The sequence below is a fragment of the Jiangella rhizosphaerae genome, assembly GCF_003579925.1.
GTDB lineage: Bacteria > Actinomycetota > Actinomycetes > Jiangellales > Jiangellaceae > Jiangella > Jiangella rhizosphaerae.
Window position 1 is genome coordinate 1 of the sequence record NZ_QUAL01000171.1, and the last position, 22,185, is coordinate 22,185.

Sequence of the window (22,185 nt, forward strand, 5' to 3'; positions counted from 1 at the left end):
GGCGCTGCGGCGGCCCGGCCACCCGGTGGCGGCGGCCGCCCCGGGCACGCTCGGGCGGCGGGGCTTCCTGGGCGCGGTGGCCGTGGCCATGGGCGTCGTCACCGTCACCACCGCGGGCCAGACGCTGACGCCGTTGCGGCCGCTGTCGCTGTTCGCGCAGCGCCGCCCGGACATCGGGTCGCAAGGGGTGCCGGTGAACCGCAGCGCCGCCCAGGCCGGCGTCGTCGAGGCCGCGGGCGATCCGGCATACCGGCTGCGGGTCACCGGCGCCGTGGCGCGGCCGGTCGAGCTCACCACGGGGGACCTCGACCGGCTGGCTCGCCGCGAGGCGGAGCTGCCGATTGCCTGCGTCGAGGGCTGGAGCGTGTCGGCCCGGTGGCGCGGCGTGCCGGTCGCCGATCTGCTGGCCGCGGCCGGCGTCGACCCCGGCGACGACGTCACCGTGCGGGTGGAGTCGCTGCAGGCCGGCGGCCGGTACCGGGCGTCGGAGCTGAACCACCTGCAGCTCCGCGACCCCGACACCCTGCTGGCCGTCGCCCTCAACGGCGAGCGGCTCGACCTCGACCACGGCTATCCGTGCCGGCTCATCGGGCCGAACCGGGCCGGCGTGCTGCAGACGAAGTGGGTGCGCGAGCTGGTGGTGATCCGCGCATGACCGCACCCGTCACCACCGGGCAGCGGACGCCGTCGGGCCGGCTCTTCTGGACCTGCCTGGTCGCCGGCGCCGCCGTCATCGGCTACGGCGTCGTGGGCGCATGGGGCGATCGCGCCGACACGCACCCCGCCGACCTCATGGTCTGGCTGGCCGGTGCGGGGGTGGCGCACGACGCCCTCGTGGCGCCGCTCGTGGTCGTCGCCGCGGTCGCGACGCGCCGGCTGCCGGTCGCCGCGCGGTTGCCCGCGCGGCTGGGGCTGGCGCTCACCGCCCTGGTGACGGTCGTGTTCTGGCCGGTGGTGCGCGGCTGGGGCCGGTCGCCGTCGGTACCCAGCGCGCTGCCCCTGGACTACGGCCGCAACCTGCTGGTGGTGCTGGCGCTGATCTGGCTGGTGGCAGGCGTCGTCGCGGCCGCACGGTGGCGGCGGGAACGCAGGCGGGCCCGATGACCGTGGTGATGCGCGAGCGGGACGGATTCGCGCGGCCGCTGGCGGTGGCCGACTGGACCGCGCCCGCGACGTCCACCGAGCGGACCCTGCTGGCGTCGCTGCGGGGACCGGTCCTGGACCTCGGTTGCGGGCCGGGCCGGCTGGTGGTGGCGCTGGGCGAGCTCGGCATCCCGGCACTTGGCGTCGACGCGTCGGCGCACGCCGTGGCCCAGGCCCGGGCGCGTGGCGCCACGGCGCTGCGCCATTCGGTCTTCGATGCGCTGCCGGGGGAGGGCCGGTGGCGGAGCGTGCTGCTGCTCGACGGCAACGTCGGCATCGGCGGCGCGCCGGTGGAGTTGCTGCGCCGGGCGGCCCGGCTGCTGGCCGGCGACGGGCGGGTGGTGGTCGAGACCGCACCACCGGGCGCGGGCTCGTGGCGCGGCGAGGCCCGGCTGGAGCGCGACGACGAGATCAGCGGCTGGTTCCCGTGGGCACGGGTGGCGGCGGACGATCTCGTCCGGGTCGCCGCCGCGGCCGGGCTGCGACTGGCCGGCTGGCACGTCGCGGCCGGACGGTGGTTCGCCCGGCTGGGCCAGGTGAGGGCGTGATCGACGTCGTCCTGCCGGTCCTCGACGAGGCCGCCGCCATCCCGTGGGTGCTCGGCCGGATGCCCGCGGGCTACCGGGCGATCGTCGTCGACAACGGATCCAGCGACGGCTCGTCGGCGGTGGCGGCCGCGGGCGGCGCGGTCGTCGTCGACGAGCCCGTGCGCGGGTTCGGCGCCGCCTGCTTCGCGGGCCTGACGGCGGCGACGTCCGACGTCGTGTGCTTCATGGACTGCGACGCCTCGCTCGACCCGCGCGACCTGCCGTCCGTCGCGGACCCGGTCGCCGCGGGGGAGGCGGATCTGGTGCTCGGCGCGCGGCGCGGCCGTGCGATGCCGCCCCACGTCCGGGTGGCGAACCGCTACCTGGCCGGCCGGGTCGCCGCCTACACGGGGGTGCGCCTCACCGACATCGGTCCGATGCGGGCGGCCCGCCGCGACGCGCTACTCGGGCTGGGCCTGGCCGACCGGCGGTCCGGCTGGCCGCTGGAGATGGTGCTGCGCGCCGGACGGGCCGGCTGGCGGGTGGACGAACGGCCGGTGCCGTACCGGCCGCGGACCGGCAGGAGCAAGGTCACCGGCACCGTCGGCGGGACGGCCCGCGCGGTGCTGGACATGCGGCGGCGGCTCGCCGAGGCCCGCCGCCTGATCGACAGGGAGCAGAGATGACACCAGAGATCGGGATCTTCGGCGGCTCCGGGTTCCACGCCTTCCTGGACGACGCCGAGACGGTGGAGGTGGGGACGGAGTGGGGGCCGCCGTCCGCGCCGGTGACCGTGGCCGACGTCGACGGCGTCGGCGTGGCGTTCCTGCCCCGGCACGGGGTCCGCCACGAGCTGCCGCCCCATCGAGTGAACTATCGCGCCAACGTCGACGCGATGCGGCGACTCGGCGTGCACACACTCGTGGCGCCGTTCGCGGCCGGCTCCCTGCGCCCGGAGATCCGGCCCGGCGACTTCGTCGTCGTCGACCAGCTGGTCGACCGCACCTGGGGCCGGGCCGACACCTTCCACGACCACTTCGACGACGGCCCGCGGCACGTCTCGCTCGCCGACCCCTACACCCCGCGGGTCCGGCGCGCCCTGCTGGACGCCGGCCGCGCCGTCGGTGCGACCTTGCACGACGGCGGCACGGTGGTGGTCGTCAACGGCCCGCGCTTCTCCACCCGCGCGGAGTCGGCCTGGCACCGTCGAGCCGGCTGGCACGTCGTCAACATGACCCAGTATCCCGAGGCGGCGCTGGCCCGCGAGGCCGGCCTGGACTTCGGCGGCATCGCGCTCGTCACCGACTACGACACCGGCCTCGACGGCGACCCGGACGTGCCGCCGGTGAGCCAGGACGAGGTCTTCGAGGTGTTCCGCGGCAACGTCGACCGCGTCCGCGCCCTGCTGTTCGCCGCCGTCGCCGATCTGGCGAGGCGCTGATGCGTCCGCCCGTGGCTCTCGGTCTGCTCACCGCCGTCCTCGTGCTCGGCGCCTGCGGTGGTGACGACGGCGGGACGCAGGCCGCGCCGGCGCCGTCGAGCACCGAGACGGGCCCGTCGCTCTCAGCGGCGCCGTCGACCCCGTCGGCGAGCCCCAGCCCGCAGGTGGCGGTCCCGGAGCAGCTGGACTTCGTCGCGCCGACGGTGGACGGCGGCACGTTCGAGGGCGCCGGCCTGGCCGGCCGGCCCGCCGTGCTGTGGTTCTGGGCGCCGTGGTGCCCGGTGTGCCAGCGGGAGGCGCCGCTCATCGCCGACCTCGCCGACCGGTACGAGGGACAGGTGGCGTTCGTCGGCGTGGCCGGACTCTCCGGCGACCTCGCCGCCATGGAGGAGTTCATCGCCGACGGCGGCGTCGACGGCATCACGCACATCGACGACCGCGACGGCGCGGTCTACAGCCGGTTCGAGGTCACCCAGCAGTACGACCTCGGCCTCGTGTCCGCCGACGGCAGCGTCGAGGTGCTCCGCGGGCCGCTCGAGGAGGACGAGATCGTGGCCGCGGTCGAGCGGCTGGTCGCGGGCTGACCATGGGCGAGGTGCCGGTCGAGTTCGCCCTGGTCCTCGGGTCGGTGGCGGCGCTGAACCCGTGCGGCTTCGCGCTGCTGCCCACCTACCTCACGCTGCTGGTGGCGCGGGGCGGGCCGCCCGGCACCGCCGCGGCGCTGCGCCGGGCCGGCGTCATGACGGCGGCGATGACCGCCGGGTTCGTCGCGGTGTTCGGGGCGTTCGGGCTGGTCGTGGTGCCGGCGGCGGTGTCCGTCGAGCGGTTCCTGCCGTGGGCGACCGTCGTGATCGGGGTCGTGCTCGTCGCCCTCGGCGGCTGGCTGCTGACCGGTCGCGAGTGGGTGGTCCGGGCGCCACGGCTGGCGGGCGCGGCGCCGTCGTCGTCGGCGTGGTCGATGGCCGGGTACGGCGTCGCGTACGCCGTGGCCAGCCTGTCGTGCACCGTCGCGCCGTTCCTCGCGATGGCCACGGCCACCTTCAGATCGTCGGGCATCGCCGGCGGACTGGCCGCCTTCGTCGCGTACGGCGCCGGGATGGGCCTGGTCGTTGGCCTGCTCGCCGTCGCGGTCGCGCTGGGCAGCGACGCCGTCGTGCGCCGGGCCCGGCGGCTGCTGCCGTACGTGTCGCGCGCGAGCGGGGCGCTGCTCGTGCTCGCCGGCGCTTACGTCGGCTACTACGGCGTCTACGAGCTGCGCGTGCGGGCCGGCGGCGACCCCGCCGATCCGGTCGTCGACGCGGCTCTGGAGCTCCAGGGCGCGCTGAGCGGCCTGGTCGCCGATGCCGGGCCGCGGTGGCTGGCCGCCGCGGCCGCCGTCGTGGTCGCCGCCGGGCTGGTCACGGCCACGGTCCGGCGCCGCCGCCCGACCTCCCGTTGATCATGGAGAAGTCCCCTTTCAGAGCCTGTGAAAGGGGGACTTCTCCATGATCAACGAGGGCTGGGGTCGCATTCCTGCGGCGATGCCAGCCTCTCTCGAGCCGACCTGCCGGGCCGCCCGCCTCGCCCACCCGACGGAGCGGCGTTCTCGCACGAGACCGCGGCAGCGCTGTACCGGCTGCCTGTCCCCGCTGTGGACGGCGTCCTGCACGTCACCGTGCCGTCCGGGATGGTCGTGCCGCAGCTCAGCGGTGTCGTCGGTCACACAGGGCTCGACCCGGACACGGTCATCGAGGTCGGAGGCCTGCCCGTCGTCCGGCCCGAGCGGACGTTCGTCCATCTGGCGGCCACGTGGCGACTCGATGATCTGGTCGTACTCGGCGACGCCATGCTGCGGCGCTGGACCACCCAGGAACGCCTACACGACGAGGTCGCCGGGCTGGGCCGCCGGCGCGGCATCGTCACGGCCCGCGAGGCAGTGCGGCTGGTGCGGGCAGGGGTCGACTCGCCCATGGAGACTCGGGTCCGGCTTGAACGTCATCGACGAGACCGGCGCCTGGCTCGCGCGGCCCGATCTGTCCTATCCGCACCTGAAGATCGCCATCGAGTACGACGGCGACCACCACCGCACCGACCAGCGGCAATGGCGACACGACAAGGTACCGCGACGAGCACATGCGGGACCTCGGCTGGATCGTCCTCATGCTTACCGCTGACGATGTCCTCCATTTTCCCGAGAGAACCGTGCAGCGCATCGCGCGTCACGTCCGCCTGCGTCAGGCACTCGCCAGTTGATCATGCAGAGTCAGGGCGTCCAGCCGGCGGCGGACAGCCACGACTCGCACAGCGACGTCCAGCGCCGGGCGTCGAGGTGGGCGTCGTCAGGGCGATCCACGAGGCCCAGCCCGTGCCGCCCTTCGGCGAAGACGTGCAGGTCGACGGGTACGCCCCGGGCGACGAGCGCCGCTGCGTAGCTCAGGGAATGCCCGGCGGGCACCGCGTCGTCCGCGGCGGTGTGCCACAGGAAGGTCGGTGGATGCCGGTCGTCGACGTGCTCCTCGACGGATACCTCGTGCCTGGCGGCGTCTCCGGGGCCGGGCCCGAGCAGGTTCCGGCTGCAGCCGTCGTGGGGCTGCCGCACGAACGAGATGACGGGGTACCCGAGGACGCAGCGGTCCGGCCGGTCGCCCGCGGGGCCCGCGCACAGCGACGCCGCCAGGTGGCCGCCCGCCGAGAACCCGATCACGCCGACCCGGCCCGGATCGACGGGCAGCCCGTGTGCGCCGCCCCGGATCCAGGCCAGGGCGGCCGCCGCGGCGCGGACCGGAGCGGGGTGCCGCGCGGGCGCCACGGGATAGGAGAACACGAAGGCGTGGATGCCCAGCGAGGTGAGCCAGCTCGCCACGGGCGCGCCCTCGTGCGGCGCGTGGCGTCCGTACGCGCCGCCGGGGAGGACGAGCATCGCCGGCGCGTCGGCGGCGCCGGCTGCGTCGGCGCGGAACTGGTCGATGCGGCGGGCGATCTCGCCCGGGGACGTTGCCTCAGTTGGCACCTGCCGGCCCTTCCACGATACGGTCGTCTGTGTGATGGTACGTATCATCACAGGAGAATCGGTCGCAATCCAGACGACGCGGCGGTGAGGAGCGCGGTGGCCGGCAACGGGGACGTGCGGACGCGCCGCGTCACCCAGCGCGAGATCGCCCGCATCGCCGGCGTCAGCCAGGCGACGGTCTCGGCGGTGCTCAACGGCAGCACGAGCGCGACGGTGCGCATCCCGCCGGCCACCCGCGAGCGGGTCCAGCGGGCGCTGGAACAGGCGCGGTACGTGGCCGACCCCGCCGCGCGGCGGCTCGCGGGCCTCGGCAACAAGATCCTCGGCGTCTTCACCTACGAGCCCGCCATGTCCGTCGAGACCGTCGACTTCTACGGCCCGCTCCTCACCGGCATCGAGGAGTCGGCGGAGCGGCTGGGCTGCGACCTGCTCTTCCTCACCGCGTCGCCGGTGGTCGGCGGGCGCCGGCGGCTGCTGGACCGGCGCACCCGGTTCCGGCTGGCCGACGGCTGCCTGCTGCTCGGACAGGACATGGACGAGCAGGAGGTCGCCGAGCTCGTGGCCGAGGGCTACCCGTGCGTCGCCGTCGGGCGCCGGGAGGAGCCGTCCATCCCGTACGTCGGCGTCGACTACGGGGCGCTCACCCTCGAGCTGCTCACCCGGGCCCGCGCGCTCGGGCACCGCCGCGCGACCTACCTGCACGCGGACCGGCAGACGCCGTCCGCGCTCGACCGCGTCGAGGCGCTCGGGCGGGCCACCGCCGGCGGGGTGCTCGACGTCCGGACGGAGATCGTGACCGATGACGACCTGGAACGGGCCGCGCGCGACGCCGCCGGCCGAGGGGAGACGCTCGTGCTCTGCGAGAACGCGTTCACCGCCGCGAGAGTGGGCTCGGCACTGGTCGACGACGACACGGTGTCGGTCGCGGCCCTCGGCGAGACCGAGGGACACGCCGTCGCCGGCCGCCAGGTGAGCGGCTTCCGGCTGCCGCGCACGCGCATGGCTCACGAGGCGCTGACGCTGCTGCACCGCATCATCGACGGCGAGGCCGCGCCTGCGAAACGGCACCGCCTGCTGCCCGGCCGGGTCGAGCCGGGCGAGACGCTGCGTGCGGCGGACGGGGCGAGCCGATGAGCACCCTGCGCCCCGACGTCGCGATCATCGGCGGCGGACTCGGCGGGGTGGCCGCCGCGCTGTCGGTCCTCCGGCTGGGCCGTACCGTCGTGCTGACCGAGCCGACGGCCTGGCTCGGCGGCCAGCTCACCGCGCAGGGTGTGCCGCCGGACGAACACCTCTGGGTCGAGCAGTTCGGCGTGACGCGCACCTACCGCGCGCTGCGCGACGGCATCCGCGCCTACTACCGCGCGCACTATCCGCTCAGCGCCGCCGCGCGCGCCGACGGCCGGCTCAACCCCGGCCGCGGCAACGTCAGCCGGCTGTGCCACGAGCCGCGGGTCGCGGTCGCCGTCATCGAGCAGCTGCTGGCGCCGTACCGCAGCAGCGGGCGGCTGACGGTGCTGCACCACGTCGAGCCCAGCGGCGTCGACGTCGCCGGCGACACGGTCCGGGCGGTCGTCGTGCGCGACGACGCGGGCGACGAGACGCGCATCGAGGCGCCGATCGTCCTCGACGCGACGGAGACCGGCGACCTGCTGCCGCTGGCCGGCGCCGAGTACGTCACCGGCAGCGAGTCGCACGCCGACACCGGCGAGCCGCACGCGCCCGCCGTCGCCGACCCCCTGAACATGCAGGCCGTGACGTGGTGCTTCGCCTTCGACCACGTCGCCGGCGACCACACGATCCCGCGCCCGCCGCAGTACGACCACTGGCGCTCGTGGGCGCCGGACTTCTGGGGCGCGCCGCTGCTGTCGTTCGTCGCTCCCGACCCGCGCACCCTCGAGCCCGTGGCCCGGACGATGCACGTCAACCCCGACCCCCGGCAGCGGCCGCTGACCACGCAGGACCTCGCCGGCGACAAGGACCTGTGGGTGTTCCGGCGCATCGCCGCGCGGGCGACGTTCGAGGACGGCTTCCTCGCCTCCGACATCGTCCTCGCCAACTGGCCCATGCTCGACTACCTCGGCGGTCCGATCACCGAGACCGCCGACGCGGCGGAGCACCTGGCCGCGACGCGGTCGCTCAGCCTGTCGTACGTCCACTGGCTGCAGACCGAGGCGCCGCGTCCCGACGGCGGACACGGCTGGCCGGGGCTGCGGCTGCGCGGTGACGTCCTCGGCACCAGCGACGGCCTCGCCATGGCCCCGTACATCCGCGAGTCGCGGCGCATCCGCGCCCTGCGGACCATCGTCGAGCAGGACATCTCGGTCGAGGCCGGCGGGACGGCCGAGCCGGCGCGGTTCGACGACAGCGTCGGCGTCGGCATGTACCGCATCGACATCCACCCGACGACCGGCGGCGACAACTACATCGACGTCGAATGCCGGCCGTTCGAGATCCCGCTGACGGCGCTGGTGCCGGTGCGGCTGGCGAACCTGCTGCCCGCCGGCAAGAACATCGGGACCACGCACATCACCAACGGCGCCTACCGCCTGCACCCCGTCGAGTGGAACATCGGCGAGTCGGCGGGTGCACTGGCGGTCCAGTGCCTCGAGACCGGCCTGCGACCCCAGGACGTCGCCCTTTCCAATGCCGAGACGCGGACCCTGCAGGCGACGCTGACGGAGCTGGGCGTGGAGCTGCACTGGCCGGACGTGCGCGGCTACTGAGCGGTTCGGCCTGGCGTGCGCCGGGGTTGGGAGGATGTGGGCACGCCTCACGCTTGTCGTGCCCGTTTCGCACCGTTTGCCGGGTCGTGGACGGCGATGATCATCCAGGATCGTCTACATCACGAGGATTCCGCGAGCTTCAACATGGCTGTAAGGGTGTTGAGGCTGGGGTAATCCTCGTGATGGCCCCCGAATCACGGTGGAATCTCACCAGGTGGACGCTCAACGGCACCAACGCCATACAGAAGCCGGCCGGACGCCCCAGACGACCGTCGCCGCTCTTCCCCCGTCCCCCTGATAGCTGCCCGTTCTGAGCCGCGGGCGCGCGGGTCAAGCGGTCATCGCCGGCGCGAAGCGCCCAACAGTCCGCTTGAGGCGCGCGTGCGCGGCCAAGACAATCGGGCAGCAGGGGGACGGGGCCAACGCAGCAGGGGACGGGCCGGCGTCGCGATCGACCTCGACGCGGCGCGGGCAGCGGCGGCGTCCGTGCGGTTCGCGCCGCCGCCGCGCTTTCATCGTCCGGACGGCTCGGTCACCAACTGGTGAGACCGTTCGCGGCCTTTGCAGCGATGGAGCAGTCCGAGCATCGCCGGACCGTCAGATCTGACGGACGGCGGCGCGGATCGCCGCGACCCCTTCCTCCACCCGGTCGCGGTGCGTGCGATGGCTGAGGACGCACAACCGGAGCGCGTAGCGGCCGGCCACCCGGGTGCTGGACAGGAACACGCGGCGACCGGCGTTGACGCGGTCGAGCAGGCGGCGGGTGGCGTCGTCGCCGGCGACCGAGCGGGCGACGATCACGGTGAGGTCGGGCCGCAACGGGACGTCGAGGAGGGGGTCGGCGCACAATTCGTCGTACGCCCATCGAGCCAGCTCGAGCTTCTCGTCCAGGGCGGCCCGGAACGCGTCGACGCCGTGCAGGTGCAGCGGGAGCCAGAGCCGCAGGCCGCGGGAGTCGCGCGTCAGTTCCGCGCCGAGATCGGCGAAGTCGGGCAGGCCGGTGTCGTGGACGAGATCCTGCAGGTAGTCGCCGTGGGCGCTGTGTGCGGCCCGCAGCGTCTCCTGGTCGCGGACCATCAGGACGCCGGTGCCGTAAGGCAGGAACAGGCTCTTGTGCGGATCGAACGCGACGGAGTCGGCCAGCTCGACGCCGGCCAGCAGCGACCGGCCGTACGCGGTGAGCTGGAATCCGCCTCCGTAAGCGCCGTCGACGTGGAACCAGAGGTCCTGGTCGGCCGCGAGGGCCGCGATCCCCGGCAAGGGGTCGACGGTGCCGGTGCTGGTCGATCCGGCGGTGCCGACGATCAGGAACGGATGCCATCCGCCCGCGCGGTCGCGCTCGATCGCCGCCCGCGCGGCGTGGAGGTCCATCCGCAACTCGGCGTCGACGGGCACCAGCCGCAGCTGGTCGTCCGTGAAGCCCGCGATCCGGGCCGCCTTCGCGACGCAATGGTGGGTGTGCTCGGTGACGTAGATCGCCGCGCGCGGGTCGGTCCACGTCAGCCGGGCGGTGCGGGCCGCGTGCACGGCGGCGAGCGTGGCCAGCGACGCGCCGGTCGTGATGAGCCCGCCGGCCCGCTGTGGGAGCCCGAACTCGCGGCAGAACCACCGCAGGACGCTCTGCTCGAGCGCCACCATGCCCGGTGCGGTGCTGGCGACCCCCGTGTAGCGGTTCACCGTCTGCGCCAGCAGCTCACCCAGCACGGACGAGTACAGGCCGCCGGCCGGGAAGTACGCGAGATAGCCGGGACCCGCGGTTTCCACGGCGGCCGAGGCCGCGCCGGCGACCTCGGTGAGCAGCTGCTCGAGCGGACGGGGTCCCGCCGCCGGCTCCGTCACGACGGACGGCGGGCCGCCCGTTCCGTCCCAGCTCGCAGGCGCATCCGGCAGGTTGTCGATGAAGTCGTCGAGGTGGTCGAGGACGCGCTTCGCCCACAGCGCCCGCGTCGACCGGTCCGGTTCCAGCTCCGAGTGCATGCGGGCGAGCGTAGGAGCAGGCCCGCTCACCGGTCTTGAACGTTCTTGCGCCGGTATTGACCCGGCGGGACGCCGATCATGCGGCGGAAGTGGCGGGTCAGGTGGGCCTGGTCGGCGAAGCCGACCGCCACCGCGACTGCTGCCGGCGGGTGTCCGGTTTCCAGCAGCGCGCAGGCGCGGCGGACCCGCTGTTGGGTCAGGTACGCGTGCGGCGGCAGCCCGTAGCGCCGGCGGAAGGCACGCATCAGCGCGAATCGCCCGATGCCCACCAGACCGGCGAGCTCGTCCAGGCTCGGCGGGTCGACCAGCCGCGACTCCAGTACGTCGCGGGCCGCCGCGGCCTGGCGGGCGCCGGCTCGCCGGCGCGCCGCGTGCTCACGGCGGACTCCGCCATGGCGCGATCCGAGTCCGGCCAGCGTCGTCAGGAGCAGCGTGCTCGACGTCAGCGCATCGCCTTCCTCGGCCGCGCGGTGCGCCGCGAGCACCGCCTCGGCTGCCTCGCGGTCGTCGACCACGGACCGGCCGAACCACGGCGCGGCGGCGCCGGTCGCCTCGGCCAGCAGGCCCGTCGATGGATACAACACCCGGTAGGTCCAGCCGCCGGCAGTGGCGGCGGCCCCGGTGTGCACCTGACCGGGGTTGAGGAGGACCAGCCCACCCGGCCCGACGTACTCGGTCCGGTCGCCGATGCGCAGCCGCTCCAACCCGCGTTCCACGACGCCGATCGCGAACGTCGGATGGCTGTGCGGCGCGAACGCGTGCCGCACGTACCGCGCCCACATGAGGTCCACACCCGGGACGGCGGGATGCACCCAGTACCTGGCCGTGTCGTGCACGCCGTCACCGTAGCGTCGCGCGACCGATGAGTTTCCGGGCCGGGTAGGGTCTCACCCTCAACGGGCACACCGGATCGGCCACGACCAGGAGGCACGGATGGGTGTCGTCTTCTCCAGCTTCACCATGTCGCTCGACGGATTCGTCGCGTACCCCGACGACTCGGTGGGCGCGCTCTTCGACTGGTACGACAACGGCCCGGTCGAAGTGCGGCCGGCCGGCTATCCGATCACGTTCCACATGTCCGAGGCGAGTGCCGCCTACTGGCGGCAGAACGAGACCGAGGGCGTGTTCATCGCCGGGCGGCGGATCTTCGACCACGCCAACGGCTGGGGCGGCAAGCCGCCGAACGACTCGCCGACGTTCGTGGTGACCCACCGGCCGCCGCCGGCGAACTGGCCGCCCATCCCGGACGCGCCGTTCACCTTCGTCGACAGCGTGGAGAGCGCGCTGTCGCAGGCCCGGGCCATCGCCGGCGACAAGGACATCGGCGTCGCCGGGCCGAACATCGCTCAGCAGTGCATCAACCTGGGCGCGTTGGAGGAGATCAGGGTCGACCTCGTGCCGATCCTGATGCGCGAGGGCATCCGCTACCTCGACAACATCGAGAACGACCGCACCCACCTGGAGCTGCTGCAGGTCGTCGAGGGGAAGAACGTCACCCATCTGCGCTACGGGGTCACCTACGACTGACCCCGCCGCGAGGCGCCGTCTACTACGCGCGATCGTAGGATGGCGGTGGCCGGCCGGTCGAAGGGGTGAGCGGGTGCGTCGACCAGCGAGCACGGCGGCCGGGCCGTCCCCGTCCGGAGTGGCCGCGCGCTGGGCGGCGCGGCCGGCCGGGCAGCGGCGGGCCGCCAGTGCCGCGCTGATGATCGCGGTCGCGCTGGTGTGGTGGCAGGCGCTGCCGCCGCGCGGCTGGTGGCCGCTGTTCCCGTTGGGTGTCGCCGGGTTCGTGCTGGCGCTGGCCGGGCACCGGCTGCGCGACCGGCTCTGGCTGGGCGGGCTGTGCGGCGCCGTGCACTACGTCGTCGCGCTGCGGTGGATGACCGACTTCAGCCCGCCCGGCTACGTCGCCGTCGCGGTGCTGCAGACGTTGCTGCTGATGCTGGTCGCGGCGGTGTCGCCGGGCCGGTCGGCCGGGCGGTGGGCCGGGTGGTGGCTGGTCGCGCCGGCGGCGCTGGTGCTGCTGGAAGCGGTGCAGTACCGCTTCCCGTTCGGCGGGTTCCCGCTGCCGGCGTTCGGCCTGAGCCTGACCGGCAGCCCGTTCCTCGCGGCCGCGCCCCTCGGCGGGGCACTGTTCGTGACGGCGCTCGCGGCGCTGACCGGCGGCGCGCTCGCCGCGCTCGTGGCCGGGCCGAACCGGACCCGGCTCGTGGCCGGGGCGACGGCCACGGTCGTGGTCGCCGGACCGCTCGCGCTGGGCGGCGCCGCCATGACGCGGGAGGCCGGCAGCCTGGACGCGGTGATCGTGCAGGGCGGCGGGCTGCGCGGACTCCGGGCCATCTTCACCGACTCGATGGACGCCACCAACCGGCACCTGGCCGCGCTGGACCGGGTCGAGGGCGAGCCCGACGTCGTGCTGCTGCCCGAGAACGTCGCCGACGTCGAGGGCCCGGTCGCCGGCACCGCTCTGGACGAGGCGTTCGCCGAGCAGGCGCGCCGGCTGCGCACCACGCTCGTCGTCGGCGTCACCGAGAGCGAGGGCGACGACGGCTTCCGCAACGCCTCGGTCGTGTGGGGTCCCGACAGCCGGGTCACCGACCGCTACGAGAAGGTCCATCGCGTCCCGTTCGGCGAGTACATCCCGCTGCGCGGCCTGTTCGAGGCGCTCAGCGACGACACCCGCTTCGTGCCCCGCGACGCCATCGTCGGCAGCACCGACGCCGTCGTCGAAGCGGCCGGGACGCCGCTGGCCATCGTCATCTCCTACGAGGTGTTCTTCGCCGGCCGCGTCGCCGACGGCGTCCGCGACGGTGGCGAGCTGGTGCTGGCGCCCACGAACGCGTCGTCGTACGTGGGCGAGGAGGTGCCGGCCATCGAGGTGGCGGCGTCGCGCCTGCGCGCCCGCGAGTTCGGCCGTACCGTCCTGCAGTCCGCACCCACCGGCTACTCCGCGATCGTGCTCCCGGACGGGTCGGTGACGCGGCTCAGCGGGCTGGGCGGCCAGGAGCTGCTGGAACAGCGGGTGCCGCTGCGGACCGGCCTGACCCCGTACGCCCGCACCGGCGACTGGCCGGTCCTGCTGCTGGTCGTGCTGCCGCTGGCCGCCGCCGTCGCCGTCCATGTCACGGGGCGGCGCGCTGTCTCGTCTCGGTGAGAAGAACGGCAACCGGACGAGGAGCGTGACGTGATGCGGGTGTTCGTGGCGGGCGGGACCGGGGCCATGGGCCGGCGGCTGATACCGCGGCTCGTGGCGAACGGCCACCAGGTGACGGCGACCACGACCCATCCGGACCGGATCGGCCTGCTGACGCGGCTGGGCGCCGAGGGCGTGCTGATGGACGGCCTGGACGCGGCGTCCGTCGGCGAGGCGGTCGCGCATGCCCGGCCGGACACGATCGTGCACCAGATGACCGCGCTGTCGCCGGCCTACATCGGCAAGCCCGACTTCCGGCACCCCGAGAAGTTCGGCGCCACCACCAACCGGCTCCGGACGGCGGGGACGGATCACCTGCTGGCCGCCGCCGACGCGACCGGCGTCTCCCACGTCGTCGCGCAGAGCCTGGCCAACTGGCCCGCGAACCGCGCGGCCGGGCCGATCACCGAGGACGAGACGCCGCCCCTCGAGGAGCTGCCGGCCAAGCTGCGCATCGTCGCCGAGCCGCTGCGCTACGTCGAGGACGTCGTCGTCAAGGCCGGCGGCGCGGCGCTGCGCTACGGCGGGTTCTACGGTCCCGGCGGCGGCATCGAGGACCAGATCGACCTCGTCCGCAAGCGGAGGATGCCGGTCATCGGCGGTGGTACCGGCTACTTCTCCTGGGTGCACATCGACGACGCGGCGAGCGCTACGGTGCTGGCTGTGGAGCAGCGGGCGAACGGCGTGTACAACATCGTCGACGACGAGCCGGCCCCGGTCAGCGAGTGGCTGCCGTACCTGGCCGCGTGCGTCGGCGCGAAACAGCCGCTGCGGATCCCGGCGTGGCTGGTCCGGCCGTTCGCCGGCGAGATGGGGGTGGCGATCATGACGCAGGGCCGGCCGTACGCCAACGCCAAGGCCAAGCGCGAGCTCGGCTGGACGCTGCGGTACCCGACCTGGCGCGAGGGCTTCACGGCGGAGGCGGCGGCATGACGGGCGGCGGCGTGACGCCGGGCGAGGAGTTCGAGGAGCTGCGGCCGCTGCTGTTTTCGATCGCCTACCGGCTGCTCGGCAGCGTGAGCGAGGCCGAGGACGCCGTGCAGGAGACCTGGCTGCGCTACCAGACCACCACCACCCGGCCGGCGTCGGTCAAGGCGTACCTCTCGGCCGTGGTCACCCGGGTGGCGATCGACGTGCTGCGCTCGGCCCGGGTGCGGCGCGAGGAGTACGTCGGGCCGTGGCTGCCCGAGCCGCTGGCCACCGACCCGTACGAGGACCCGGCACGGTCGGCGGAGCTGGCCGACTCGGTGTCGATGGCGGCGCTGCTGCTGCTCGAGCGGCTCAGCCCGCTGGAACGCGCCGTGTTCGTGCTGCGCGACGTGTTCGGCTTCGGCTTCCCGGAGATCGCCGCGGCCGTCGGCCGGTCCGAGGCGGCCTGCCGCCAGCTCGCCGTCCGGGCCCGGCGGCACATGGACGACGGGCGGCCGCGGTTCGCGGCGGACCGGAAGGAACGCGAGGAGCTCGCGGCCCGCTTCTTCGACGCCGTCCGCGACGGCGACGTCGACGGTCTGCGGGAGCTCCTCGCCGCCGACGTCCAGCTGGTCGGCGACGGTGGCGGCAAGGCTCCGGCGCTGGGCAAGGGCGTCGTCGGCGCCGACAACGTCATCCGGGTCTTCGGGTCGGGCTTCTCGCGGCTGGCCCCGCTGGGCGTGGTGTTCGAGCAGCAGACCCTCAACGGCCAGCCGGGCGCGGTGGTCCGCGACCGCGACGGCGCCCTGATCGGCACCATGACGCTGGACGTGCTCGACGGCCGCATCCAGGCGATCCGCTCGGTGGTCAACCCCGACAAGCTGCAGCACCTCGGCCCGCTGTCCGACGCCTGGGCCATCGCCCACGAGGTGCGCCGGGCCCGCCGCCGCTAGGCGAGCGCGCCGGCCCCGGCCCCCGGCCCCCGGCCCCCTGCCCCGGAGGCGTAGGTCGGCCGGTCAGGGTGCCGGGGCGGTCAGGCGGTATGACGGGATGAAGGCGGGGTCGGTGAGGGCGGGCCGGTCGGCGCGGAAGGCGTCGATGGGGTACTCCGTGGCGCCGGTGGTGGCGAGGTCGGCGAGGATCCGGCCGAGCAGGCTGGCGAACTTGGCGGCATGGCCGGCGCCGATGAAGGCGACGACGCGCGGGTGGCCGGGGACGTGGTCGAGGACGAACTCGCGGTCGGGCGGCAGATCGTAGACGCAGGTCTTGCTGACCAGTTCCGGTCCGGCGGCGCCGGGCAGGCGGTCGCGCAGGAACGCCGCGACCAGCTCCGTCTCGGCGGGGTCGGGGACGTCGCTGCGGGTCTGCTGAGTGACGAACCGGCCGCTGAGGTCGCGGGCGGCCTTCACGGCGACCTCGCCGTAGACGGGGAACCCGTAGAAGAACGGCTCGCCGTGCCAGATCCACATGGGGAACCGGTCGGGGGCGAAGTCGCGGAGGTTCGGAGTGGCGAAGTAGCTGACCTGTTCCTGGCTGAGCGTGATCGGCCAGTCGACGCCGAGGCCGGGCAGCAGCCGCGGCGTCCACGACGCGGCGCACAGGACGACGGATCCGGCGGTGAACTCGCCGCGGCTGGTGGAGACCGTGACGTGCGTGTCGGTCGAGGTCAGCCCGAGCACCGTGGTGCCCGGCGCGAACTCGACGCCGCGGGCGCGGGCCAGCGCGATGTGCGCCGCGGTGGCCCGGCGGACGTCGAGGATGCCGCCGTCGGGCTGGAAGAGGCCGACGACGTCGTCGCCGATGCGCCACTGCGGCCACCGCGAGCGCACCTCCGCCGCGTCCAGCCGCTCCCACGTCACCCCGGTGCCGGCCAGCGGCGCCAGCGAGGCCTCGTAGGTGTTCAGCTCGCGCTCACCGGGGGTGCCGGCGACGGCGAGGTCGAGGCCGCCGACGCGGAAGACCAGCTGCAGCCCGGTCTCGGCCTCGACCTCGTCCCAGGCGGCGTAGGCGGCCGGGGTGAGCGCGGTGTAGACGGTGGAGTGGTAGGCGTGCCGGATGATCCGCGAGTGGTCCTCCGACGCGCCGTGGGTGTGCCCCAGCTCGTACTGCTCCAGCACGAGCACGTCGGCGTGCCCGGCCGCGGCCAGCCGGTACGCGGCGGCCGACCCGATCGCCCCGGCGCCGATGACGATGTGGTCGTAGGTGGTCTTCACGGACGGCCCTCCAGCACCGGTGCGAAGTGTGCGACCAGCAGGTCGGTCAGCGCGTCCAGGTAGCGGGCCCCGCGAGCGGCGTCGGCCGGCCGGGCGTCGCCGAGGACGCCGTTCTCCGACAGTGCGGCGGTGCCGCCGGAGAACACGCGCCGGGCGGTCTCGTCGTCGAAGACGCCGTCGAAGCCGCGGACGGCGGCGCTCATGTCGACGAGGTCGGGCCGCTCGGCCAGCAGGATCGACGTCTCGGCCTCGCCCGCGTGCACGCCGCCGACCTCGGGCGGGATGCCGTCGTCGCGGCCGACCCGCTCGAGCACGGCGATGAACGCCGTCAGGTCGGTGTACGGCACGAACCGGGCGCCGCCGACGACGCCGCCGGTCGACTCCAGCAGCTGCCCGAGCGGCCCGAAGTTGCCGCCGTGGCTGGGCACGACGAGCACGGTCTCGAAGCCGTGGCCGGCCAGGCTGCGGACGTACTGCAGCACGACCGCCTGGAACGTCTCGGTGTCCAGCGTCAGCGTGCCCGGGAAGGCCATGTGGTGGGTGGCGACGCCGAACGGCACCGTGGGCCCCACCACGACGTCGCCCAGGCGCGGCGCGAGCCGGGCGACCAGCGCGTCGCCGAGCAGGGTGTCGGCGCACAGCGGCAGGTGCGGCCCGTGCTGCTCGGTGGACCCGACGGCGAACAGCGCGGTCCGCCGGCCGGCGTCGAGGGCCGCCCGCACCTGCGGCCAGGACAGCTCGGCCAGTCGCAGCACTCCGGCAGTCATCGGCCTATCGAATCATGCGCGAGGACTGTCCGCGCGAGCCCGCTCGGAGGATCATCGGGTGTCATGGAGCATTCTGGCCGGGGGCGCGGCCCGACGGTGATCACCGTCGGCGTGGCGGTCGCGGCCGTGCTCGCGCTGACGGCAGGAGAGCCGCTCCCGACGCCGGCATCCATCGAGCCGGCGCGCGTCGAGCGGACCCCGCTGCCGGTGCCGGGGCCGCCGCCGACCGCCGCGGAGCTGGTCGAGCTGTCGGAGCGGATCTTCGCCGACCGCGCCGAGTGGGCGACGGACCCGGCGCTCGTGTACTTCAGCTACCCCGACGACGAGACCGGGTCGGTCGAAGTCGCCGTGGGCGAGCCGGAGGTGGCCGAGGAGCTGCCGCGCATGATCCGGCTGCGGTCCGGCGCGGTCGCGACGATCAGGGTGGTGCTCGACGGCGGGCCGCCCATCGGCGAGGGCGGCACGGCGGCCGCACCGTAGGACGGGGCCGCCATCCGGCGCACGGACGGCGGCCCCGAGGGTGGGTGGGTCAGCGCGATGCGACCACGCGGAACGTGAGGCTGTCGGTGAAGCGCCGGCCGTGGATGTCGGTAGCGGTGACGTGGGCCCGGTGGGTGCCCGGGCTCAGGTCGGCCGGGAGGGCGAACCGCCACAGGTGCATGGTGCGGTCGGCCACGCTGCCGCCGTGCACGAGCTGCTCGGCGACGGCGACGGGATCGGACCATTCGGGGCCGACGAGCTGGTCCTCGCCCTGCATGGCCTGGGTGCGGACGGCCGCACGAGGGCGGCCGTCGTCGAGGCGGACGGTGACGGTGGAGCCGGTGGCGCCCATGAAGACGTTCGTGGTCAGCCAGGTGCCGCCGGCGAGGTCGGCCTGGTCGACGACGAGCGGGTCGCCGAGCTCCGGCGCCGCACCGACGGGGTTGCGGTTCCACGCGGACCGCGCGACGTACCACTCACGGTAGGTGGGGGAGTTGAGCCCGAGTTGGGTCTGCACCCGGTCGGACTCGCCGGTGACGGTGAACCGCTCCTGGAACGAGGAGTCGTGGAGGTCCAGGGTGAGGACGCCGGGCCGGCCGCCGTCGCGCTGGAGGGCGGTGGGGTAGCCGGCCTCGGTGACCTGGCCGGAGTACCAGTCGCCGGCGATGGCGCCCACGGTCAGGTGCGGGAACGGCAGGCTCTGGACACCGAACAGGTCGCGCCAGCCCTGCATGGAGTCGCCGGTGCGCAGGTTCTCGATCGAGTGGCTGTGCCCGGCCAGCGCGACCGCCTTGCGGCCGTGCAGCAGGCTGTACACCTCGCGGACCTGGTCGACCTGGTGAATGGCGCTGCCCTCGTCGGCCCAGTTCAGCAGCCCGATGTGACCGGCGATCACGATGAGCTTGTCGCGGTCGACCTTCGCCAGGTCACGGCGCAGCCACTCCAGCTGGGTGGCGTCGATGGCGCCGTTGTAGCGCGGCCGGTTGACCGGGTCGTCGCACTCGGGGCGCAGGCCGTCGGCGTTGTCGAGCTCCGGGGTGCACGGGTAGCGGACGGTGTTGAGCGCGATGATGTGCGCGTTGCCGACGTCGTAGGAGAAGTAGGCCGGCGCGAGCTGGGCGCGGAACGTGTCGAACGAGTGCTCGGCCGTCGTGGCGTCGAAGTCGAGGTCGTGGTTGCCGGGCAGGAACCGGGCCGGCCCGTTCGTCTGCGCCGTCAGCCCCTTCACCTCGTCGTACAGCGACAGGTCGTCGCCGACGACGTCGCCGACGAACAGGCTGCCGCAGCCCTGGTAGTCGTTGCGCCGGGCGAGGTCGGCGATCGCGCCCTTGCGGGCGTACTCGACCTCGTCCAGGTCGTAGGTCTGCAGGTCGCCGGCGATGATGCAGCTCAGCCGGCGGTCGTCGGTGAGCCGGCTCTCCACCAGCGGGAAGTTCACGGCGTCGGGGATCGGTCCGGTCGGTGCGATGCCGCCGTAGCGCAGGTCGGGCGAGCCGGCTGGCAGGTGGTTGTAGTGGAACTGCGCGACGTTGAACTCGTCGACCGGCACCTGGTAGCCCGCCGGCTGGGTGACGAAGACCGTCATGTTGTCGTAGACGGGGAGCCGGTAGCGGCCCCGGGAGTCGGTGGTCGCCACCTCGCGCCCGTTGGAGACCTCGACGCCGGCCAGGCCGCGCTCGTTCCGGTCGTGACGGCTGTCGCGGTCGCGGTCGACGAAGACGGTGCCGTTCAGCACGGTGGGGTCGGACGGGCCGTCGGCGCTGCGGACGACCTCGATCTGGCCGCGGTAGGCGGTGTCGTCCCAGTGCTGGTACCGCCCGGACGCGGCGGCACCGGGCGTCGCGAGGGTGGCCGCGGCGGCGATGCCGGCGACGCCGGCCACCGCGGCGAGGACTCGTTCTCTCGAAGACATGCAGGGTCTCCCGGAAGTCGTCGGAGCGCCGGCCGGACCCGACCGGCAGCCGCGACTCTTCCGGACGCTCCGGAACACCTCGGGAACGGCGGCCGACCGAACCGTGACAACCCGGTTGTCTTCGGGTCGTTCCGCCGGTGGTGGGTCGGCGGCGACGGGGCCTCGCGTCCTCGCCCGTGGGCAGGTTAGGCTCTCCTCACTTCTGTCCGGATCGTGCGAGGAGTGCGGATGGCCGTCGGCGCCGACCTGCCCATGCGGTTCTTCCGTGCGGAGGTGATCCAGGCCCGGCCGGTCTGCGCCGACATGGTGCGCGTCGTGTTCGGCGGCCCCGACCTGGCCGGTTTCGCCTCCACCGGCGTCGGCGACGAGTACCTGCGGATCTTCTTCCCGGCCGGCGGCGCCGAGCCGGTGCTGCCGGTCATCCACGAGGACGGCCGCTGGACCTATCCCGACGGCGCCGAGCCGTCGCCGATGCGCACCTACACCGTCCGCGAGTTCCGCCGCACCCGCGGCGAGCTCGTGATCGACTTCGTCGTCCACGACGGCGGGGTCGCGGCGACGTGGGCGCGGCGGGCCGCGCCGGGCGACGTCGTCACCGTCAACAGCCCGACCGGCATGTACGACCCGCCCGCCGATCTGCGCTGGCAGCTCCTGCTGGCCGACGCCGCCGGGCTGCCGGCCGCGACCCGGATCCTGGAGGCCGTCCCGGCCGGCGTGCGGACCCGTGCGGTGCTCGAGGTGCCCTCGCCCGCCCACCGGGTCGAGCTGCCCGGCGGCGACGACCTCGATGTCGTGTGGCTCTGCGGCGGCAACGGCCACGGCCCCAGCCGGCTGTCCGGCGCGCTGCGTGCCGCCGAACTGCCGGACGGCACCGGCTACGTGTGGGTGGCCGGCGAGACCGCCGTCCTGCGCGATGCCCGCCGCTACCTGCGGCACGAGCTGAAGCTGCCGCCGTCGGCGTACAAGGTGGTCGGCTACTGGACCGACAACGGCGAGGAGTACAACCGCCGCCTGGCCGCGCTCGACGAGGCCACGCAGCAGTGGCTGCTCGCACCGTGGGAGAGCGACGCCGACGAGGAGGAGCAGGAGGACGAGTACATCGCCCGACTGGAGTCGCTCGGCCTCTGACTCACCCGCGACGGAGGAGGCATGACCGGGCCCGAACGGGGGACATTGGGTCGGGTATCCGCCTTCGGTGAGGGGAGCGGCGATGACGTGGCCGATTGCGGCGAAGCTCCGCTCAGTCGACGAGACCCTGCGTTGGCTGGCCGACTACCGCCGGCGCTGCGACGACCCGGCTGAGCTGCTGCGGATCCAGGCGGCGATCGACGGCTGGCTGGACGAGCGGATCGGGCTGATGCGCCGGGCCGAGCGACTGGGCCTGGCGCGCGACCATCACGCTCCGAGCAGCGCCGCGTAGCTGCCTGGCGGCCACCGGCAGCCGGTCGGCCAGCAGCGGCAGGGCCGCCCGCAACCGCACCTGGGTGCGCCAGCCGGTGAACGCGTCTTCTCGCTGACGTGCAGGGCGGCGGACGGGGCGCCTCAGCCGAGCGTGGCGAGGAACACGAAGACCACGACCAGCCCGGCCACCAGGCCCAGAACCGCGCCGGTGAGCGCGCGAGCGCCGTCGTCGGCCAGGCCGCGTTCGGCGCGGTCGAACCCCATCACGCCGAGGACGACGGCGACGACGGCCGCCGGTGCGGCGACGAACTCGCCCACGATCGGGACGAACGCGAAGACCAGGGCAAGCACGCCGGTGAACAGCGCCGGTCCGCCGAGGCCACGGGGACGGGGCTCGGCGGCCGGATCCGCATCCATGCGCCCTAGCTTCCCATGGCCGCGCCCGTCCGCCCGTCCGCCGCCCCACCCACCCCCGAAGTCGATCCAAGATCAACGGGAGCGGGTGGC

At 74.3% G+C, this 22,185-nt stretch carries 24 protein-coding genes; 17 read left to right on the plus strand and 7 right to left on the minus strand.

Going from position 1 to position 22,185, the window contains the following annotated elements:
* From DY240_RS18055 to DY240_RS31420, 8 genes are all read left to right on the plus strand, one after another.
* Positions 1–655, plus strand: a 655-nt coding sequence (locus DY240_RS18055) for a molybdopterin-dependent oxidoreductase (RefSeq protein WP_147375383.1), incomplete at its 5' end; no start/stop codon positions are given.
* A complete protein-coding gene (locus DY240_RS18060; protein ID WP_119661234.1) occupies positions 652–1,104 on the plus strand; it encodes a hypothetical protein in 453 nt (150 codons plus the stop codon). The genes DY240_RS18055 and DY240_RS18060, both read left to right, overlap by 4 nt.
* On the plus strand, positions 1,101–1,691 hold the full coding sequence (locus DY240_RS18065; RefSeq protein ID WP_119661249.1) for a methyltransferase domain-containing protein: 591 nt from the start codon (positions 1,101–1,103) through the stop codon (positions 1,689–1,691). Before DY240_RS18060 ends, DY240_RS18065 begins: the two co-directional genes overlap by 4 nt.
* Positions 1,691–2,356 (plus strand): glycosyltransferase family 2 protein, encoded by a 666-nt coding sequence (locus tag DY240_RS18070; RefSeq protein WP_119661250.1) that lies wholly within the window; start codon positions 1,691–1,693, stop codon positions 2,354–2,356. The genes DY240_RS18065 and DY240_RS18070 overlap by 1 nt, the downstream gene beginning before the upstream one ends.
* Positions 2,353–3,111: an S-methyl-5'-thioadenosine phosphorylase gene (locus DY240_RS18075; RefSeq protein WP_119661235.1), complete on the plus strand. Its 759-nt coding sequence runs from the start codon at positions 2,353–2,355 to the stop codon at positions 3,109–3,111. Before DY240_RS18070 ends, DY240_RS18075 begins: the two co-directional genes overlap by 4 nt.
* A complete protein-coding gene (locus DY240_RS18080; protein WP_119661236.1) occupies positions 3,111–3,695 on the plus strand; it encodes a redoxin domain-containing protein in 585 nt (194 codons plus the stop codon). Before DY240_RS18075 ends, DY240_RS18080 begins: the two co-directional genes overlap by 1 nt.
* Positions 3,696–3,697: 2 nt before the next feature.
* Entirely contained in the window at positions 3,698–4,549 is an 852-nt protein-coding gene (locus DY240_RS18085; protein WP_119661237.1) for a cytochrome c biogenesis CcdA family protein, read from the plus strand.
* Between the two features lie 529 nt (positions 4,550–5,078).
* Positions 5,079–5,264 carry a hypothetical protein gene (locus tag DY240_RS31420; RefSeq protein WP_147375385.1) on the plus strand — a complete coding sequence of 62 codons (186 nt, stop codon included), beginning with the start codon at positions 5,079–5,081 and terminating at the stop codon, positions 5,262–5,264.
* Positions 5,265–5,353: 89 nt separating this feature from the next.
* Here DY240_RS31420 and DY240_RS18095 read toward each other — a convergent pair whose 3' ends face one another.
* Positions 5,354–6,100 carry an alpha/beta hydrolase gene (locus tag DY240_RS18095; protein ID WP_199701699.1) on the minus strand — a complete coding sequence of 249 codons (747 nt, stop codon included), beginning with the start codon at positions 6,098–6,100 and terminating at the stop codon, positions 5,354–5,356.
* Between the two features lie 96 nt (positions 6,101–6,196).
* Between DY240_RS18095 and DY240_RS18100 the strand changes: the two genes are divergently transcribed.
* Both DY240_RS18100 and DY240_RS18105 read left to right on the plus strand, forming a co-directional pair.
* The gene (locus DY240_RS18100) at positions 6,197–7,234 is read left to right on the plus strand and encodes a LacI family DNA-binding transcriptional regulator (RefSeq protein WP_199701701.1); all 1,038 of its coding nucleotides are present in this window, start codon (positions 6,197–6,199) and stop codon (positions 7,232–7,234) included.
* Complete coding sequence (locus tag DY240_RS18105; RefSeq protein ID WP_199701703.1) at positions 7,231–8,826, plus strand: FAD-dependent oxidoreductase; 1,596 nt, start codon at positions 7,231–7,233, stop codon at positions 8,824–8,826. The genes DY240_RS18100 and DY240_RS18105 overlap by 4 nt, the downstream gene beginning before the upstream one ends.
* A 597-nt stretch (positions 8,827–9,423) precedes the next feature.
* Here DY240_RS18105 and DY240_RS18110 read toward each other — a convergent pair.
* Complete coding sequence (locus DY240_RS18110) at positions 9,424–10,803, minus strand: pyridoxal phosphate-dependent decarboxylase family protein (RefSeq protein WP_119661240.1); 1,380 nt, start codon at positions 10,801–10,803, stop codon at positions 9,424–9,426.
* A gap of 26 nt (positions 10,804–10,829) precedes the next feature.
* Positions 10,830–11,639, minus strand: coding sequence for an AraC family transcriptional regulator (locus DY240_RS18115; protein ID WP_199701705.1), 810 nt, complete (start codon positions 11,637–11,639; stop codon positions 10,830–10,832).
* A gap of 97 nt (positions 11,640–11,736) precedes the next feature.
* On the opposite strand from DY240_RS18115, the gene DY240_RS18120 reads away from it, so the two are divergent.
* The 4 genes from DY240_RS18120 to DY240_RS18135 all read left to right on the plus strand — a co-directional run bounded on the left by DY240_RS18120 (position 11,737) and on the right by DY240_RS18135 (position 15,858).
* The gene (locus DY240_RS18120) at positions 11,737–12,330 is read left to right on the plus strand and encodes a dihydrofolate reductase family protein (RefSeq protein ID WP_119661241.1); all 594 of its coding nucleotides are present in this window, start codon (positions 11,737–11,739) and stop codon (positions 12,328–12,330) included.
* A gap of 73 nt (positions 12,331–12,403) precedes the next feature.
* Positions 12,404–13,957: an apolipoprotein N-acyltransferase gene (lnt, locus tag DY240_RS18125; RefSeq protein WP_199701706.1), complete on the plus strand. Its 1,554-nt coding sequence runs from the start codon at positions 12,404–12,406 to the stop codon at positions 13,955–13,957.
* Between the two features lie 33 nt (positions 13,958–13,990).
* Positions 13,991–14,929 (plus strand): NAD-dependent epimerase/dehydratase family protein, encoded by a 939-nt coding sequence (locus DY240_RS18130; protein WP_119661242.1) that lies wholly within the window; start codon positions 13,991–13,993, stop codon positions 14,927–14,929.
* 11 nt (positions 14,930–14,940) lie between these two features.
* Positions 14,941–15,858, plus strand: a complete 918-nt coding sequence (locus DY240_RS18135) for an RNA polymerase sigma-70 factor (RefSeq protein WP_119661255.1) — start codon at positions 14,941–14,943, stop codon at positions 15,856–15,858.
* Between the two features lie 63 nt (positions 15,859–15,921).
* Here DY240_RS18135 and solA read toward each other — a convergent pair whose 3' ends face one another.
* Both solA and DY240_RS18145 read right to left on the minus strand, forming a co-directional pair.
* Positions 15,922–17,118 carry an N-methyl-L-tryptophan oxidase gene (gene solA, locus DY240_RS18140; RefSeq protein ID WP_119661243.1) on the minus strand — a complete coding sequence of 399 codons (1,197 nt, stop codon included), beginning with the start codon at positions 17,116–17,118 and terminating at the stop codon, positions 15,922–15,924.
* Complete coding sequence (locus DY240_RS18145; RefSeq protein WP_119661244.1) at positions 17,115–17,885, minus strand: creatininase family protein; 771 nt, start codon at positions 17,883–17,885, stop codon at positions 17,115–17,117. Before DY240_RS18145 ends, solA begins: the two co-directional genes overlap by 4 nt.
* Positions 17,886–17,948: 63 nt before the next feature.
* Between DY240_RS18145 and DY240_RS18150 the strand changes: the two genes are divergently transcribed.
* On the plus strand, positions 17,949–18,365 hold the full coding sequence (locus tag DY240_RS18150; protein ID WP_147375386.1) for a hypothetical protein: 417 nt from the start codon (positions 17,949–17,951) through the stop codon (positions 18,363–18,365).
* A gap of 49 nt (positions 18,366–18,414) precedes the next feature.
* On the opposite strand, the gene DY240_RS18155 is transcribed toward DY240_RS18150, so the two are convergent.
* A complete protein-coding gene (locus DY240_RS18155) occupies positions 18,415–20,277 on the minus strand; it encodes a calcineurin-like phosphoesterase C-terminal domain-containing protein (RefSeq protein ID WP_119661246.1) in 1,863 nt (620 codons plus the stop codon).
* A 228-nt stretch (positions 20,278–20,505) separates the two neighbouring features.
* Here DY240_RS18155 and DY240_RS18160 point away from each other — a divergent pair, with 228 nt between their 5' ends.
* Positions 20,506–21,405, plus strand: coding sequence for a siderophore-interacting protein (locus tag DY240_RS18160; protein WP_199701708.1), 900 nt, complete (start codon positions 20,506–20,508; stop codon positions 21,403–21,405).
* 82 nt (positions 21,406–21,487) lie between these two features.
* Complete coding sequence (locus DY240_RS18165) at positions 21,488–21,697, plus strand: hypothetical protein (protein ID WP_119661247.1); 210 nt, start codon at positions 21,488–21,490, stop codon at positions 21,695–21,697.
* Between the two features lie 122 nt (positions 21,698–21,819).
* On the opposite strand, the gene DY240_RS18170 is transcribed toward DY240_RS18165, so the two are convergent.
* Positions 21,820–22,095 carry a hypothetical protein gene (locus DY240_RS18170; RefSeq protein ID WP_119661248.1) on the minus strand — a complete coding sequence of 92 codons (276 nt, stop codon included), beginning with the start codon at positions 22,093–22,095 and terminating at the stop codon, positions 21,820–21,822.
* Positions 22,096–22,185: the final 90 nt, after the last annotated feature.

Bases quoted from the DNA above. Each gene is read 5' to 3' on its own strand.
- DY240_RS18060 (WP_119661234.1), top strand. From the start codon at position 652: ATGACCGCACCCGTCACCACCGGGCAGCGGACGCCGTCGGGCCGGCTC.
- DY240_RS18065 (WP_119661249.1), top strand. From the start codon at position 1,101: ATGACCGTGGTGATGCGCGAGCGGGACGGATTCGCGCGGCCGCTGGCG.
- DY240_RS18075 (WP_119661235.1), top strand. From the start codon at position 2,353: ATGACACCAGAGATCGGGATCTTCGGCGGCTCCGGGTTCCACGCCTTC.
- DY240_RS18080 (WP_119661236.1), top strand. From the start codon at position 3,111: ATGCGTCCGCCCGTGGCTCTCGGTCTGCTCACCGCCGTCCTCGTGCTC.
- DY240_RS18085 (WP_119661237.1), top strand. From the start codon at position 3,698: ATGGGCGAGGTGCCGGTCGAGTTCGCCCTGGTCCTCGGGTCGGTGGCG.
- DY240_RS18105 (WP_199701703.1), top strand. From the start codon at position 7,231: ATGAGCACCCTGCGCCCCGACGTCGCGATCATCGGCGGCGGACTCGGC.
- DY240_RS18110 (WP_119661240.1), bottom strand. From the start codon at position 10,803: ATGCACTCGGAGCTGGAACCGGACCGGTCGACGCGGGCGCTGTGGGCG.
- DY240_RS18120 (WP_119661241.1), top strand. From the start codon at position 11,737: ATGGGTGTCGTCTTCTCCAGCTTCACCATGTCGCTCGACGGATTCGTC.
- DY240_RS18130 (WP_119661242.1), top strand. From the start codon at position 13,991: ATGCGGGTGTTCGTGGCGGGCGGGACCGGGGCCATGGGCCGGCGGCTG.
- DY240_RS18145 (WP_119661244.1), bottom strand. From the start codon at position 17,885: ATGACTGCCGGAGTGCTGCGACTGGCCGAGCTGTCCTGGCCGCAGGTG.
- DY240_RS18150 (WP_147375386.1), top strand. From the start codon at position 17,949: ATGGAGCATTCTGGCCGGGGGCGCGGCCCGACGGTGATCACCGTCGGC.
- DY240_RS18155 (WP_119661246.1), bottom strand. From the start codon at position 20,277: ATGTCTTCGAGAGAACGAGTCCTCGCCGCGGTGGCCGGCGTCGCCGGC.
- DY240_RS18160 (WP_199701708.1), top strand. From the start codon at position 20,506: ATGGCCGTCGGCGCCGACCTGCCCATGCGGTTCTTCCGTGCGGAGGTG.
- DY240_RS18165 (WP_119661247.1), top strand. From the start codon at position 21,488: ATGACGTGGCCGATTGCGGCGAAGCTCCGCTCAGTCGACGAGACCCTG.
- DY240_RS18170 (WP_119661248.1), bottom strand. From the start codon at position 22,095: ATGGATGCGGATCCGGCCGCCGAGCCCCGTCCCCGTGGCCTCGGCGGA.